Genomic DNA, 15,052 nt, shown 5'->3' on the forward strand with positions numbered 1-15,052 from the left:
GAACGCATGGCACGCAGCGTCGGCTGGCAGCCCGCCGAACCCACCTATGCATGGACAAAGGATCAGGTTGACGAACCATTCCGACCGGCGCAGTTCGATGACCTGGTTCAAACCGTCACCCGAGAGGTGAACGCGGCTGGCCTCGTCATTAAGGACGCCGACCGGTTCATCCGCCGATCAGTCACGGCTGTGCTCTCCGGTCACGTCGTCATTCAGGGGCCGCCCGGCACCGGCAAGACGACGTTCGTTCGTATCCTCGCCAAGGCGTTGGAGGCGGACCTTCGCACCACGACCGCGACGGCCGAGTGGAGCACCTACGACGTGGTCGGCGGCCTTCGGCCCGCACCTGAAGGCGGCCTCGAACCGGTGCTCGGTGCGGTCGCTGAAGCCGCACTGGAATGTGCGCGGCGGGTGGCCCGTACCAGCGGTGGAGCGAATCCGGCGCAGTTGCAAGCAACATGGCTTCTCGTCGATGAGCTGAATCGCGCCGACATCGACAAAGCGATCGGATCGCTGTATACGGTTCTCTCCTCAGTGACGACGGACCACCTTCTCGATTCTCCGTTAGAACTGTGGTTCGAGCGCCCCGGTAGACGAGAACTCTGGTTGCCGTCTCGGTTCCGCATCATCGGCACGATGAACGACGTCGACACGTCGTACGTCAACACCCTCAGCCAAGGGCTGACGCGCCGCTTCCAGTTCGTAACATTGAGCGTTTCAACGGAACCTGTAGATCAACAGAACGAGGTCGAATCCGCACTGAAGCAGGCACTGGCCTGGGTTTCGCAGCAACGGCAGACACCTCCCCGGGACGCGGCGGCGGTTCTTGCCGCGCAGCAGTCCGTCGCAACGATGCTTCGCGACCTCCTGGCCTTCGCTCGAAATTCCCCCGACGTGTCATGGCCACTCGGTACGGCGCAGATCCTCAGCGTATGGCGCACAGTCCTCGTCCCGTTGCAGGACCCGTTGCAGCCCATCGCGTCGGAGGACCTTGATGAAGCAATCGCAGACCTGATCGTTCCCCAGGCCGGTGCCCTGAACGAGCCGGCGCTCAACTCGCTCGGCAGCTGGATGCAGGGCCGTCAACTCAAGACGAGCGAGAAGGCCGTGAAGCACCTGCTCAATACGACATCAACGTTCTGACGTGGGACCACTTCCTGATTCCCACCGAGAGCTTCCATCGGCAAGTCGGGCGGCGGCCGGGCACTTTTCGGTCGAGGGACGCCGCACCGCTGTCAGCGCAGCCTTGCCACTGGTCGCTACTTACTTCCGGCAAAGCGGCGACCAGCAGTTTGACCGTCAGGGTGGTCTGAACGCCGGTCGCTACGACACTGCGCACCAGGAACTACTAAACGCGCTTCGTCTTCGAGTCGCGATGGCGTCCGCACCACGCATCGTTGAGATCGCGCGATCCGTCCTGCGGCGGCCGAACTTTCGATACGGGCTGGTCCGCGAGGAGCAGGTCGGCGCTCTACGTGGTCGACTGGACAGCAGGGCGTTCATCGCGTCGCTAGGACGCACCCACGCGGTCCCGCGGTTCCCGGTGATCAGTGTTCGGCGCCACCTCACGACACCGGAGAACGTGCTGGTCACCGCAGCCGTTCTCCAGGTGCTCCGCGAGCTGCGGGCGCCGTTGGCGCGGAACCTTCCGATGTCGGCGCCGGACCGGAGGCGAGCGTCGCGGCTGGCGCGCGAGCTGGAGCACTTCCTTCGCACGTCGCAATTCGAGGACTGCACGTCTGCCGCACTGGACTCCCTCCGACGCGGTCGCATCGGCGCCCTGGCTGACGTAGTGCGTCGGCGCCTCGTGGCCGGGCATGTCGGCAATTCCGAGCCATACGAACGGATTGTGGATTGGGTGTCCCGCGGGCTCGACGGCAGGCCCGCGGTAGATCCGGGCGAGCTGGATTGGGACTTTTACGACAATTCTTTCGACACAACGCTCTTCGAGATATGGTGCCTGAGCATCTTGAAGGACAAGATGACCGCCAGACTCGGACCAGTGGCTGATGAATCACGACTCCTCGTCGGTGTAAACGCTCCGGTCGCCACGTGGCAGAGCGGCTCAACACGCATAGACCTGTTCTTCCAGAGGGAACCGCAAACGATGGATCGGGCGATCACCCCGCGTTGGCGTGGCTCCGGAAGAAGAATCAGCGGCCGGCCGGACATCACGGTGATGGTTTCGGCGAGTGGCAGGTCAAGAATGGTCTTCCTCGATCCGAAGCTCCGCCAGCGGGCAGACAGCGAACCGACGGAAGAGCTGTACAAGATTCTCGGGTACTTCAACAACTTCAAGTTCGATGGTGAGGGCCGGGGCGGGATCCTCTACTACGCCCCTCAGCCGCAAGGTCTTGGCGCAGTCGGGTATACGGCTGCGGAGCACGGGGGACAACTTCTGTCCATCGCTCTGGACCCAGAGCGCGCCGAAGCGAGCCACGATGACTGGGAGGAAGTGCTTCGCCTCATCCTCGATCCAACACCACCACAGGAGGACGGGCCGAACGAGTCACTCCGCGAGGGCGACGAACCCGCGGCCTGAGCACAGCGGTAGCGATGTCACTCCACGGCGCAGGAATGCTGAGCGGCCAGTTCGGTCCCGACTAGTGGTGCTATCTGGCGCCGGGCCACGGCCGAGGCAGCTCCTAAGTGTTGTCCGCCCGTGTACGCCGTCTCAACTTCCTCATGTGGCGGTACCGAGCTTCTTGCTCGGCTTCTGCGTCCGGTGGCCGACTGGTCGCAGGTAATGATCAGCCCCGTACCCCTGAATCTGCAGCACGAAAGCCCGGTCCGATCGGACCGGGCTTTCGTCGTTCCTGGCCCCCGAAGCGCCCGCGTCAGACGGTCGCGATGCTCCCCGTCGTCGTGGTCCGCACCCCCGCGCGCCCCCGACGCACCGCGCCCATGGCCACGAGCGTCAGTACGACGGCCACCAGGGTGATGCCCGACCCCGCCCAGATCGGCGACGTGTACCCGAGGCCGGCGGCGATCGTCAGACCACCGATCCAGGCCCCGAGTGCGTTGCCGAGGTTGAACGCGGCGATGTTCGCCCCGCTCGCCAGGGTCGGTGCGTGGTCGGCGTACTGCATCACCCGCGTCTGCAGGGCCGGGACGGTCGCGAACCCGAACGCCCCCATCAACACGAGGGCGATCACGGTGAGCACCGGCGAGGTTGCGACGAGGGCGAACACCGCGAGCACCACGGTCAGCACGACGAGCACCACGAGCAACGTGCGGTCGATCGAGCGGGCCGCGAGCTTGCCGCCGGCGAAGTTGCCGACGAACAGCCCGGTGCCGAACACGATGAGCAGCCACGGCACCGCCGACGACGGGAACCCGGACACCGAGGTCAGCGTGTACGCGATGTAGGTGAAGGCGCCGAACATCCCGCCGTAGCCGAGCACGGTCATGCCGAGTGACAGCCAGACCTGACCGGACCGGAAGGCGCCGAGCTCGCGGGAGAGCGACGGGACCTCGGTGGAGCGGACCGCGGGGACGAGGGCGAGCACGCCGATCAGGGCGACGACGCCGATGGCCGCGATCGCCCAGAACGTCGCACGCCAGCCGGCGGCCTGGCCGAGGAAGGTGCCGAACGGCACGCCGAGCACGTTCGACGCGGTGAGCCCGGCGAACATCAGTGCGACGGCCGAGGCGCGCTTGGACCGCTCGACCATGTTCGCGGCGACGACCGAGCCGATGCCGAAGAACGCTCCGTGGCACAGGGCGGCGATGACACGGCCGGTCATCATCACGCCGTAGGTCGGGGCGATCGCGGACAGGGTGTTGCCGACGATGAACAGCACGAGCAGCCCGAGCAGGACGGGCTTGCGGGGGAGTCGCGTGGTCGCGGCGGTGAGCCCGAGGGCCCCGACGATGACCGCCAGGGCGTACCCGGTGACGAGCCAGCCGGCGGTGGTCTCGGTGACGCCGTAGTCGGCCGCCACCTCGGGCAGCAGGCCGGTGATGACGAACTCGGTCAGGCCGATGCCGAATCCGCCGAGTGCGAGGGCGATGAGTCCCGCGGGCATGGATGTCCTTCCGTTGTGCAGCTGTGCCGCGTACGCTGGTTGTTGCAGACGCGGGATATCGATAGTTGCACGCGCGGGGTATCCGCGCAAGCAACTGTCGCCGTCTGCATCGACCGAAGGAGCCCCGATGTCCGTCGACGACACCTCCACCGCCGTCCGCGCCCACGGCTGGCGCACCCTGGCGGCGCTGCACGGCCTGATCGAGACGCGCCTGGAGCGGGCCCTCCGGCAGGTCGACCTGTCCGTCGTGGAGTTCACGGTGCTCGATGCCCTGCGCCGCCAGGACGGCTTCCACATGCGCATGCAGCAGCTCGCCCGCGCGGCCGCCCTCAGCCCCAGTGCGACCACCCGGCTGGTGAACCGGCTCGAGGAGCGTGCCCTGCTGACCCGTGTCCTGTGCGCCGACGACCGTCGCGGGCTCTACACGGAGCTCACGCACGCCGGGCAGGTCCTGCTCGAGCGTGCGACACCGATCCACGCCGAGGCGCTCGAGGGCGCCCTCGCCGAGGCGCACGAGGTCCCCGAGCTCGCCGACCTGGCTGAGTCCGTCGACCGGCTCGAGGGTGCGCGCGTCTGACCTCGGGTCACCTCGCACCCGGCCTGGAGGCCCGGCGCACCTCCGCCCCGCCGGCGTCGGCCCCGGGGCGGTCACCACTCAGGCGCGCGGCGGCCCCGTCGTCGACCGCAGGACGAGCGTCGGCGGCACGAGTGTCCGGATGGGATCCGCCGGCGTTCCCGAAATTGCGCCGATCCGCTCGACCAACCGCGCAGCCGCCAGGCGCCCGACCTCGTCGTTGTGCGGGTCGACCGTCGTCAGGCGCAGCAAGGGGGAGGCGGCGAGCGGGGTCTCGTCGTTGCCGATCACCGAGACGTCCTGCGGCACGCGGAGTCCGGCTTCCTGCACGGCGGCGATCGCGCCCATCGCCATGACGTCGTTCGCGGCGAACACCGCGGTCAGGTCGGGGTGCTCCCGCAGGGCGAGCCGCATGCCCTCGTAGCCGGTCGTCTCCGAGGTCGGGCCGGAGCCGTAGACCAGGGGTTCGATGCCGGACGCGACCAGCTGCGCGACGGTGGCGTCGCGGCGGAGCGCAGCCGGGCCTCCCGAGCCGGTGACGTGGGCGATGCGGCGGTGACCCAGGCCGATCAGGTGATCCGCTGCCAACCGTCCGCCGGCGGCTTCGTCGGAGGCGACCACGTCGAGTCCGCCGGGGACGTCCTCGCGCGCGCCGGCGACCACGACCGGGGTGTCGGTGGGGACGACGACGTCGGGGAAGCCCTCGGCGGCGAGCACCACGCCGTCGACCCGCAGGGAGACCAGGTCGTCGAACGGGGACGAGTCGAGGTGGGCGTTGGCGCGGGTGTCGGCGAGGGTGAGGCGGAGGCCGTGCGGGGCGAGGGCCTCGCGGATGCCGTCGAGCATCGGGACGTACCAGGGGTTCCGGAAGTCGTCGACGATGACCCCGATGGTGCGGGTCCGGGTGCCGGCGAGGATGGCGGCGGCGCGGTTCGGGCGGTAGCCGAGCTCCGCGACGGCGGCGAGCACCGCGGAGCGGCGGGCCGGGGAGACCCCGGGATCGTCGCGCAGCACCATCGACACCAGGGACTTCGAGACGCCTGCGCGTGCGGCGACGTCGATGATCGTCGGCGGGCGAGGGGTCACGCTGAGCCTTTCCGGCACGGTGCTTGACAGGACATGGGCTGGTGCGGCTACAGTCTACCGACACGTTCTGGAACGTTCCAGAATCGGGATCCAGCGACCTTCTCGAAGGAGAGAACATGAGCGACAGCATCGGCGTCGCCGTCATCGGCGCGGGCATGGCGGGCAAGGCCCACATGGCTGCGTGGCGGAACGCACCCTCCCTCTTCACCGCGACGCTGCCGCCGGTCCGGCTCGTCTCGGTCGGCGACGTCTACGAGCCCGTCGCCGCCGAGGCCGCACGGCGCTTCGGCTACGAGCGGCACGACACCGACTGGCGGGCCATCGCGGCGGCGGACGACATTGACGTGGTGAGCGTCGTCGTCGCGAACACCCTGCACCGCGAGATCGTCGAGGGGCTGCTCGCCGCCGGCAAGCACGTGCTCTGCGAGAAGCCGCTGTCCGACTCGCTCGACGACGCACGCGCGATGGCGTCCACCGCTGCCGAGGCCGCGCAGCGCGGGGTGCTCGGTCGCATCGGGTTCACCTACCGCCGGGCTCCCGGTCTCGCCGCCATCAAGGAGCTCGTCGAGGACGGCACGCTCGGCCGGGTCCTGCACGTCTCCGGCCGGTACTGGACCGACTACGGCGCCTCGCCTGACGTCCCGTTCTCGTGGCGCTTCGCAGGGGAGCCCGGGTCCGGTGCGCTCGCCGACGTCGGCTCGCACCTGTCCTACGTCGCCGAGTTCCTGGCCGGCCCGGTCCGGAGCGTCAGCGGTGGGACGTTCACCACGTCGATCACCGAGCGCCCCGTGGCGGCCGGTCACGCGCTGCGGGGGCAGGCCGTCCCGCTCACCGGAGAGACCGCGGCCGTCGGCAACGACGACTACGCCACGTTCAGCGCACGGTTCGGCGACGGCACGGTCGTCGGGTCGCTCGAGGCCTCCCGCGTCGCGGCCGGGCACCCGAACGGCCTCGTGATCGAGGTGTTCTGCGAGCGCGGCGCCGCCCGCTGGGACCAGGAGCGCGCCTCCGAGATCGGCCTCGCGCTGCAGTCCGACGGCTCGCGCACGGGTGGGTACCGACAGGTCGTGCTCGGCCCGGACCACCCCTACGTCGCGGGCGGCATGGCGATGGACGCCCCGGGCGTCGGCTGGGGGCAGAACCAGATGTTCGAGTACCAGGCCCGGGCGTTCCTCGACGAGATCGCGGGGCTGTCCGGCGCCGTGCCCGACGCTCTGCCCGCGAACGCCACGTTCGACGACGGCGTGCACAACATGGAGGTCCTCGACGCGGTGGCACGGTCCGCCGCGGCAGGGGGCACGTCCGTCGACGTTGCCGACGCTGTCGTCCCGACCACGGAGGGTGGTGTCCGCGCATGAAACTCGGTCTCTACAACGCGATCCTGCACGACCGGCCCCTCGCCGACGCACTCCGGGTCATCGCGGACAACGGGCTCGCCGGCATCGAGCTGAACACCGGCGGGTTCCTGCCCCCGGTGCACGTGCCCGACATCGACGCGATCCTGCAGGACGACGGGGCGCGTGACGCGTTCCTCGCGCAGTTCGCGGGGACCGGCGTCGAGATCGCCGGGCTCAACTGCAACGGCAACCCGCTGCACCCCGACCCGGCGATCGGTCCCGCGCACGCCGAGGACGTCCGGCGCAGCATCCGCCTGGCGGCCCGCCTCGGGCAGGACCGCGTCGTCACGATGTCCGGACTGCCGGCGGGGGAGCCGGGCGGGACGCGGCCGAACTGGATCGTGAACGCCTGGAACTCGGCTGCGCTCGACGTCCTCGAGCACCAGTGGAGCGTCGCGGTGCCGTTCTGGCAGGAGATCGACGCCCTGGCCCGGGAGCACGGTGTGCAGGTCGCACTCGAGCTGCACCCGCAGAACCTCGTGTTCAACCCGGCGTCGATCCGGGAGCTCGTCGAGCGCGGCGGGCTGACCAACGTCGGGGTGGAGCTCGACGCCTCGCACCTGTTCTGGCAGCAGATGGACCCGGTGGCGGTCGCCCACGACCTCGGGCCGCTCGTGTTCCACGCCGCCGCGAAGGACGTCCGGATCAACCCGCACGCCGCGATCAACGGGGTGCTCGACAACTCGTTCCGCCGGTTGTCGCCGGACGAATCACGGACGAACCTCGGCGGCGACGAGTGGGCGAACGAGTGGCCGAAACCGTCGGCGTGGGACTTCGTCGCGCTCGGCAAGGGCCACGACGAGGCGTACTGGACGACGTTCCTCGAGGCCCTGCGTGCGATCGACCCGGACATGTGGGTGAACATCGAGCACGAGGACACCGAGCTCGGGCGCGAAGAAGGGGTCGCGGTCGCCGCGCGCGTGCTGCGCGCCGCGGACGCGGCGCTGGCGCCCCGGTCCTGACGGTCCGTCAGCCGACCCGGTCACTGCCTGGAGGCCCGTGAACCGTTCCGCGAACCGGGTGACGGACCCGCAAGTGGCGGGCCGTGCCTCCCGGCCCCACCACACGCGGATCGGCCACCGGTGCGCGGAACGACCAGTCCGTGCACCCGTACCGGGTGCTGTCACCGGCCCGATGTAGCATGCACGACACCTGTCCCCGACGATGGAGCCCTGCGTGCCGGAGCCGACCCACCCCGCCTTCCCGCTCGAACACGTGCGGGCGGTGGGCGACGACATCGTGGCCTCCGTCGCCACGGTGATCGACGGCAAGGCGGAAGCCATCCGCACGGCCCTGACGGTGATGCTCGCCGAGGGGCACCTGCTCGTCGAGGACGTCCCCGGCGTCGGCAAGACCGTGCTCGCCAAGGCGCTCGGCGCCTCGGTCGGTGGGTCGGTGAACCGCATCCAGTTCACCTCGGACATGCTGCCGTCCGACGTCACGGGCGTGAACATCTTCGACCAGTCGTCCGGCACCTTCCGGTTCTCGCCCGGCCCGGTGTTCGCGAACGTGGTCATCGGCGACGAGATCAACCGCACCAGCCCGAAGACCCAGTCCGCCCTGCTCGAGGCGATGGCGGAGTCGCAGGTCACCGTCGACGGAGTGACGCGCCCGCTCGACCGCCCGTTCATGATCGTCGCGACGCAGAACCCGATCGACATGGAGGGCACGTACCCGTTGCCCGAGGCGCAGCGCGACCGCTTCATGGCCCGCATCGCGATGGGCTATCCGAGCGTCGACGCCGAACGGCAGATGCTCGCGAACCGCGGCGGCAGCGACCCGCTGTCGCGCCTGCGGCCGATCGTCGACGTCACCACGCTGCGGGCGATCATCGAGACCGTCGCCGGGGTGCACATCGCCCCCGACGTCGAGGCGTACATCATCGCGATCGTCCGGTCGACGCGCACCCACCCCGACCTCGTGCTCGGTGCGAGCCCCCGCGCGACGCTGCACCTGGCGCAGGCGGCCCGTGCGCACGCCGCTCTGCTCGGCCGCCCGTTCGTCACCCCCGACGACGTCGCGACGCTCGCCCCGATCGTGCTCGCGCACCGGCTCGTGCCGGTCGCCCGTGGGCTCGGCGGCACCGGCGAGGACACCGTGCGCGAGATCGTCGTCCGCATCGTCTCCGACACCGCCATCCCGTTCACGGCCACCCCCGTCCGCTCCTGATGGCCGGTCCATCGGCACCGCCGTCGCTGCTGCGACGTGTCGGTGCCGCGCGGTCCACGGCGGCGCGATTCGGCCGCCGGGGGCTGTCGTTGGCCCGACGCACCCCGTTCCCGCGCCCGACGATCCGGGGCTGGACGGTCATCGCCGTCGGCATCGGCCTGGTCGGCGGCGGTCTGGTCGGCACCACGAGCGTGGCCGTCACGGCAGGCCTGCTGCTGCTCGTGCTGGTCGTGCTCGGCATCGGGATGGCGTTCGTCGTCGCCACCCCGCTCCGCGGCAGCCGCAGCACCGTACGGGCGATCGTGCAGGTGGGCGAGGTCTACCGGGAACGCATCACCCTCGGCAGCACCAGCCTGCCGATCGGCCCGCGGGCGACGCTGCTCGTGCGCGAACAGCTCGAGGACGCCTTCGCCAGCCTGGCCGAGGCGGAGACCTACGCCGAGGTCGGGCCGAACCTGCCGCCGGCAGTGCTCGACGTCGAGGCACTCGCGATGCACCGTGGCCGCTCGCTGGTCGGCCCCGTGACGATCCGGGTCGAGGACCCGTTCGGCCTGCTCCGCATCGACCGTCCCGTCGTCCCTGCTGAGGAGGTCGTCGTCGTCCCCGCCTCGGCCCCCCTCGGGGCGATCGACGCCGGGGCGCTCGCCGGTGCGGTCTCGGCCGACGAGGGCCGGGTCGGACAGGGTGGCTCGGCCGACGACAGCGAACTCCGCCCGTACCGACCGGGTGACCCGATCCGCCGGGTGCACTGGGCCCAGAGCGCTCGGCGCGGTGAACTGCACGTCCGCCAGACCACCCAGGCCCAGCCGCCCGAGGCCGTGATCGCCCTCGACGTCCGGCGTGAGTCCTACCAGCGGCTCGGCCGAGAGGACCTCGCCGAGCTCTCCGACCTGGGCGGCGACCAGGCCTTCGAGCACGCCGTCGTGGTGGCCGCCAGTGTCGCCCGCGCGCTCGCAGCCCGGACCTCCCGTGTCGTGCTCGTGTTCGACGGTCCCGAAGGCGCGACCCGGCACGCGGGCGACGTCGGTGGGCTCACCGACGTGCTCGTCGGGCTCGCCGACGTCCGGCTCCGCTCCGACGCCCGCGAAGTCACCGACGTCCTGCCCGAGGTCCGCGGCCGCGACGTGCACGGCATGACCGCCGTCGTGACGGGCACCTGCACCGCGGAGGAAGCCGCCGAGCTCGTCAGCGCGACCAGCGGTTCGAGCCGCGGCATCCTGGCGACGATCGTGCCGCCGGACCCGGCCGTGCGGGGCATCCTCGACCGCGGCGGCTGGCGGACCCTCGTGGTACCGGTCGTCGGCGCGACGCCGTCCGGGGCCGCACGGTGACCGGGGTGAGCGCACCGGCGCGTGGCCGTGCCGACGTGCGCGAGATCCTCGACCGCGACGACGACCTGCGTGACGTCCCGAGCGCCTGGGTCGTGGCCCTCGCGCCGGTGCCCGTGCTCCTCGCCGCCCTCGCCATCCGGCCGCTCGTGCAGGGCATCGCCTGGTGGGCATCGGGTGTCGTCGTCGTCGCCGTGCTCGTCGCCGTGATGCTCGCCGTGCGCCGCCAGACGCCCGGCATCCGCTTCGTCGTCCTGGTCGGCACGGTCATCGCCTGCTCGTGCGCCGCCGCCCTGGTGAACGACATCCAACCGCTCGGGTGGCTCGACGCCGACGGGGCCCTCGGGGAGACGCTCGCCGCGATCCGCCTGAACCCCGCACCACTGCCGCAGACCGACGCGATCCGGCTCGTCGTCACCGCGTCGATCGGCTGGGTGGCGGCGGTCTCGCTGTTCCTCGCCGCCATCGCGCGGATCCCGTCGCTCGCCGCGGCTCCGGCCCTCGTCATCCTGATCGTGCCGGGTGTCATCACCGGGCAGCCCGCCGGCACCCCGCTCGTCATCACCACGGCGGTGGCGTTCCTCGCCCTGCTCTGGCTGTCCGTGCGTCCGGTGCAGCGGGCACTGCCGGCCGCGGTCGTCGGGGCGATCGGGCTCGTCGTCGCCATCGGGCTGCCGACGATCGTGCCGCTCAACGCCAGCTGGTTGTCCGGCGTGACCGGTGCGATCCAGTCGCCGATCCAGCCCGGACGGCCCGGCACCCTGCTCGAACTCGGCAACGACCTGCGCCGTCCGAGCGAGCTCGAGGTGTTCCGGTACCGCTCGTCCGACGGGCAGCCCGAGTACCTCAAGCTCGCCGACCTGGACGAGTTCGGCACGGGGGACTGGGTGCCGACCGTGACGAACGCGGCCGAGGCCGACACTGCCGACGAGCAGCAGTGGGCCGAGGGCGTCAACCCGCGCCTGGCGAGCCGTGGCGACGTCACGGTCCGGATCACCGGGCTGTCCAGCACCTACCTGCCGGTGCCGTCGGGTGCGGTGTCGATCGAGTCGCAGTCCACCAACCTCGACCTGTCGCAGTGGCGGTGGATGGGGAACTCGAGCACCGTCCGGTCGACCGGAGCCGCGACCGCCCGCGGCGCGATGTACGAGGTCTACGGGGCCTCGACGTTCGCTAACGACTACCTCGACGCGGTCGCCGCCTCGGGGGTGCTCGCCCGCTCCGACGGCCGTGGCTTCCGGGAGCCCAGCCGTGAGCAGCTGCGCACCGACCTCGCCCTGCCCGACGACCTGCCCGCCAACATCTCGACCACCGCGACCCGCGTCGCAGCAGCCGCGACCGACGACTACGGGCGGGCGCGGGCACTCGAGCAGTGGTTCCGCAGCGACCTGTTCACGTACTCCGAGACGGCCCCCGTCGAGCAGGGCTACGACGGCGACAGCATGGACGTCGTCTCGACGTTCCTGAAGGTCCGCGACGGGTACTGCGTGCACTTCTCGTCCGCGATGGCCGTGATGGCCCGCACGCTCGGCATCCCCTCGCGCATCGCGGTCGGGTACCGGGCCGGGTCGCCGCAGCCCGACGGCGAGTACTCGGTGTCGAACCGGCAGCTGCACTCCTGGCCGGAGCTGTACATCCAGGGCGCCGGGTGGGTCGCCTTCGAGCCGACGCCCGACTCCGACGAGGCCGCACCGTCCGAGGAGCCCTCGGCCTCGCCGACCGCAGCGGCACCGGAGACCCCGCTGCCGGCGCCCGAGCAGACCACCCCGGCGGACGAATCAGCGTCACCGACCCCGTCGGCGTCCCCGGTTCCGGGTGCCACGGGTGCGTCCGGCACCGGCGGCGGCGGAGGACCGGTCGGGCTGCTCGTGGGCCTGCTGCTCGTGCTCGCGGTCCTCGTCGCCCCGGGCCTCGTGCGTGCGGTTCGCCGCAGGTCGAGGCTGTCGGCGATCGCTGCCGGGCGCTCACCCGCCGTGCAGGCGTGGCGCGAGTTGCTCGACGACGTCGCCGACCACGGGTACGCCCCGGGCCTCGCGCCGCCGGGTGTTGCCGCCGCCGTGGCCCGGACCGCCCGAGCCGTGCTCGGACGCCTGCGTCCCGGGTTGCCGGAGTCGGTCGTGCCGCACCTGGAGGCCGCGGTCGATGCGGTCGATCGCGAGCGCTTCGCCGCCGACGGGGCCGCATCGGTGGACACGGCGGCGTTGGAGCGTCACGTCCGTGACGCTCGGGAGGCGCTCGACGCCTCGGTCCCCACGGTGCGCGTCGTGCGGTCGCGCCTGTTGCCGCCGAGTCTGCTGCCGTCGTCCGCCTGGTCCCACGACGGGCCGAAGCCCCGCCGTCGCGATCGTCGCACGGCCTGACGCGGGCGCGTGCCGGCTGTCGGGTGCTGCACGGTGCGGGGTTCGTCGGGTGGTGCGTGGTTGGTGGCTCGGTGCGGGGCTGTAGGCGGGCACCGGGCGGTCGAGCGGGCACGGGGTCGTGAACCTCGCACGGTGCGGGCTCTGCTGGGCGATGGCTCGGCGGGTGTTGCACGGTGCGGGGTTCGTCGGGTGGTGCGTGGTTGGTGGTTCGGTGCGGGGCTGTAGGCGGGCACGGGGCGGTCGAGCGGGCACGGGGTCGCGAACCTCGCACGGTGCGGGCTCCGTCGGGCGATGGCTCGGCGGGTGCTGCACGGTGCGGGGTTGGTCGGGTGGTGCGTGGTTGGTGGTTTGGTGCGGGGCTGTGGGCGGGCACGGGGCGGTCGTGCGGGCACGGGGTCGCGAACCTCGCACGGTGCGAAGCCCCGCCGCTGCCGCCGCACGCCGCCCGCGCCCGCGCCGCCGAGCGCGGCACCCCGCGTCAGCGCCGGCGGATGACCGCCTCGACCAGGGTCGCGACGAGCTCGCCCGGATCGACCCCGGGCAGCGCCGGCGCGTCGAACACCAGGCCGACGTTCGCCCCGATGAGCACGGTCGCGAACTCCTCCGGGGTCATGCCGACCTCGACCTCGGGGTGGGCACCGAGCCACAGCCGCACCAGCTCGAGCACCCCGTCCTGCAGGATCCGGCGCTGCCGGATGAACTCGGGCAGCAGCTCCGGGTGCCGCACCGCGTACCCGCGGAACGCCGAGAGCAGCGCGAACTGCTCGCTCTGGTCGTTCTGCCCGAACGCGGCGCGCAGGACGTCCCCGACGTCGACCGCGGCGATGTCCGCGTGCACGAGTTCCTGCAGTGAGCCGAGCACGACGTTCGTGGACCGCTGCATGACCTGGGCGAGCAGGTCTTCCTTGGACGAGAAGTTCGAGTAGACCGCACCCTTGCTGAACCCCGCGCGCGCGGCGACGTCGTCGAGCCGTGCGCCGTACACACCCTGTTCGGCGAAGACCGCGGCTCCGGCGGCGAGCAGGCGTTCCCGGACCTCGGCGCGCGGAATGCGTTGGGTGGGGGAAGCGTCGTCGCTCATCGGTTGCTGCTCCGACCTGTGGTGGTGGTCGTCGGGGAGAGCATCGTGGTGGAGACCTGCCGCGCCGCGCGTCTGATCCCGCGCGGCATCAGCGAAGCCCCCATCCCCACGTCTGCTCGGAACCGGCGCGTTCGGGTCGCGTCGGTGCTGTGCGGACAGCGTTCACCGGGACCATCCCCGGCAGAACTGCCAGGACGATACCCGGCGGTACTGATCGTAGCGTCGCGGGGCCGCGGAGGACAGCCCCTCAGTCCTCGTGCTCTTCTCGGACACTGCCGGCACCGGTCCGACGGCCCGGGCGGCGGAGCAACCGGAGCGCGTCCGGCCGCAGGCTCCGACCCCGCCGGAGCAGCGAACCGAGGGTCGACTTCGGCTGCCAGTCGCGGCCGTTCGGCAGCCCCCAGCCCCGCCGGACCGCTCCCCAGCGCAGCCCGAGCGACAGGGTGATCGCGAGCAGGATGCCGAGCGACGGCGACCCGAGTGCCGAGGCGATCACCATCACGGCCGACGCGGCGACGGCCACGGTGGCGTACAGCGCGTTCCCGCCGAACACCGCCGGCACCCGCCGCAGGAGCAGGTCGCGCATGGCCCCGCCGCCGACCGCGGTGATGGTCCCCATGATGATCGCGGCGGGCCAGTCGAGCCCGGCGTCGTAGGTGCGCTGCACGCCGACCACGGCCCAGAACCCGATCACGGCGGCGTCGAGCACGGTGAACAGCCGGTCCCAGGTGAGCTCGGAGAACGACACGAGGAACGCGATGAGTGCCCCGGCGACGGCGACCGGCACGTACAGCGGGTCGACGAGCGCGACGGGTGGTCCGTTCTGCAGCAGGGTGTCGCGGAGCATCCCGCCGCCGAGTCCGGAGACGAACCCGACGACCAGGAACCCGAACAGGTCGAAGTCCATCGCGCGGGCGATGGAGCCGCCGAGCAGGGCGGACGCGAAGACCCCGGCGAGGTCGAGCACGTTCGTGACCGACGCCAGGCCGTCGACGGACAGCAGGTTCATGAGAACCATCAAACATCACG

The 15,052-nt window shown here is 71.3% G+C and carries 12 protein-coding genes; 8 read left to right on the forward strand and 4 right to left on the reverse strand.

Annotated elements, in window-relative coordinates:
* Positions 1-6: 6 nt before the first annotated feature.
* Positions 7-1,143, forward strand: coding sequence for an AAA family ATPase (locus tag DEJ12_RS09900; RefSeq protein ID WP_181433056.1), 1,137 nt, complete (start codon positions 7-9; stop codon positions 1,141-1,143).
* A gap of 232 nt (positions 1,144-1,375) precedes the next feature.
* The gene (locus tag DEJ12_RS09905; RefSeq protein WP_111029879.1) at positions 1,376-2,542 is read left to right on the forward strand and encodes a hypothetical protein; all 1,167 of its coding nucleotides are present in this window, start codon (positions 1,376-1,378) and stop codon (positions 2,540-2,542) included.
* Between the two features lie 295 nt (positions 2,543-2,837).
* Here DEJ12_RS09905 and DEJ12_RS09910 read toward each other — a convergent pair whose 3' ends face one another.
* Positions 2,838-4,028, reverse strand: a complete 1,191-nt coding sequence (locus tag DEJ12_RS09910; protein WP_111029880.1) for an MFS transporter — start codon at positions 4,026-4,028, stop codon at positions 2,838-2,840.
* 127 nt (positions 4,029-4,155) lie between these two features.
* Between DEJ12_RS09910 and DEJ12_RS09915 the strand changes: the two genes are divergently transcribed.
* A complete protein-coding gene (locus DEJ12_RS09915; protein ID WP_071406491.1) occupies positions 4,156-4,605 on the forward strand; it encodes a MarR family winged helix-turn-helix transcriptional regulator in 450 nt (149 codons plus the stop codon).
* Between the two features lie 78 nt (positions 4,606-4,683).
* Here DEJ12_RS09915 and DEJ12_RS09920 read toward each other — a convergent pair whose 3' ends face one another.
* Positions 4,684-5,688 (reverse strand): LacI family DNA-binding transcriptional regulator, encoded by a 1,005-nt coding sequence (locus tag DEJ12_RS09920; RefSeq protein WP_111029881.1) that lies wholly within the window; start codon positions 5,686-5,688, stop codon positions 4,684-4,686.
* 116 nt (positions 5,689-5,804) lie between these two features.
* Between DEJ12_RS09920 and DEJ12_RS09925 the strand changes: the two genes are divergently transcribed.
* The 5 genes from DEJ12_RS09925 to DEJ12_RS09945 all read left to right on the forward strand — a co-directional run bounded on the left by DEJ12_RS09925 (position 5,805) and on the right by DEJ12_RS09945 (position 12,942).
* Positions 5,805-7,046 carry a Gfo/Idh/MocA family protein gene (locus DEJ12_RS09925; protein WP_111029882.1) on the forward strand — a complete coding sequence of 414 codons (1,242 nt, stop codon included), beginning with the start codon at positions 5,805-5,807 and terminating at the stop codon, positions 7,044-7,046.
* Positions 7,043-8,047 carry a sugar phosphate isomerase/epimerase gene (locus DEJ12_RS09930; protein ID WP_111029883.1) on the forward strand — a complete coding sequence of 335 codons (1,005 nt, stop codon included), beginning with the start codon at positions 7,043-7,045 and terminating at the stop codon, positions 8,045-8,047. Before DEJ12_RS09925 ends, DEJ12_RS09930 begins: the two co-directional genes overlap by 4 nt.
* 202 nt (positions 8,048-8,249) lie before the next feature.
* Positions 8,250-9,254 carry a MoxR family ATPase gene (locus tag DEJ12_RS09935; protein ID WP_071406487.1) on the forward strand — a complete coding sequence of 335 codons (1,005 nt, stop codon included), beginning with the start codon at positions 8,250-8,252 and terminating at the stop codon, positions 9,252-9,254.
* A gap of 89 nt (positions 9,255-9,343) precedes the next feature.
* A complete protein-coding gene (locus DEJ12_RS09940; protein WP_181433057.1) occupies positions 9,344-10,585 on the forward strand; it encodes a DUF58 domain-containing protein in 1,242 nt (413 codons plus the stop codon).
* A gap of 5 nt (positions 10,586-10,590) precedes the next feature.
* A complete protein-coding gene (locus DEJ12_RS09945; RefSeq protein WP_146245559.1) occupies positions 10,591-12,942 on the forward strand; it encodes a DUF3488 and transglutaminase-like domain-containing protein in 2,352 nt (783 codons plus the stop codon).
* 478 nt (positions 12,943-13,420) lie between these two features.
* Here the strand turns inward: DEJ12_RS09945 and DEJ12_RS09950 are convergent, their stop codons facing one another.
* Positions 13,421-14,023 carry a TetR/AcrR family transcriptional regulator gene (locus DEJ12_RS09950; RefSeq protein ID WP_111029886.1) on the reverse strand — a complete coding sequence of 201 codons (603 nt, stop codon included), beginning with the start codon at positions 14,021-14,023 and terminating at the stop codon, positions 13,421-13,423.
* Positions 14,024-14,270: 247 nt separating this feature from the next.
* Positions 14,271-15,032 (reverse strand): trimeric intracellular cation channel family protein, encoded by a 762-nt coding sequence (locus tag DEJ12_RS09955; RefSeq protein ID WP_071406483.1) that lies wholly within the window; start codon positions 15,030-15,032, stop codon positions 14,271-14,273.
* Positions 15,033-15,052 lie beyond the last annotated feature (20 nt).

It is taken from the genome of Curtobacterium sp. MCLR17_059 (assembly GCF_003234665.1).
Lineage (GTDB): Bacteria > Actinomycetota > Actinomycetes > Actinomycetales > Microbacteriaceae > Curtobacterium > Curtobacterium flaccumfaciens.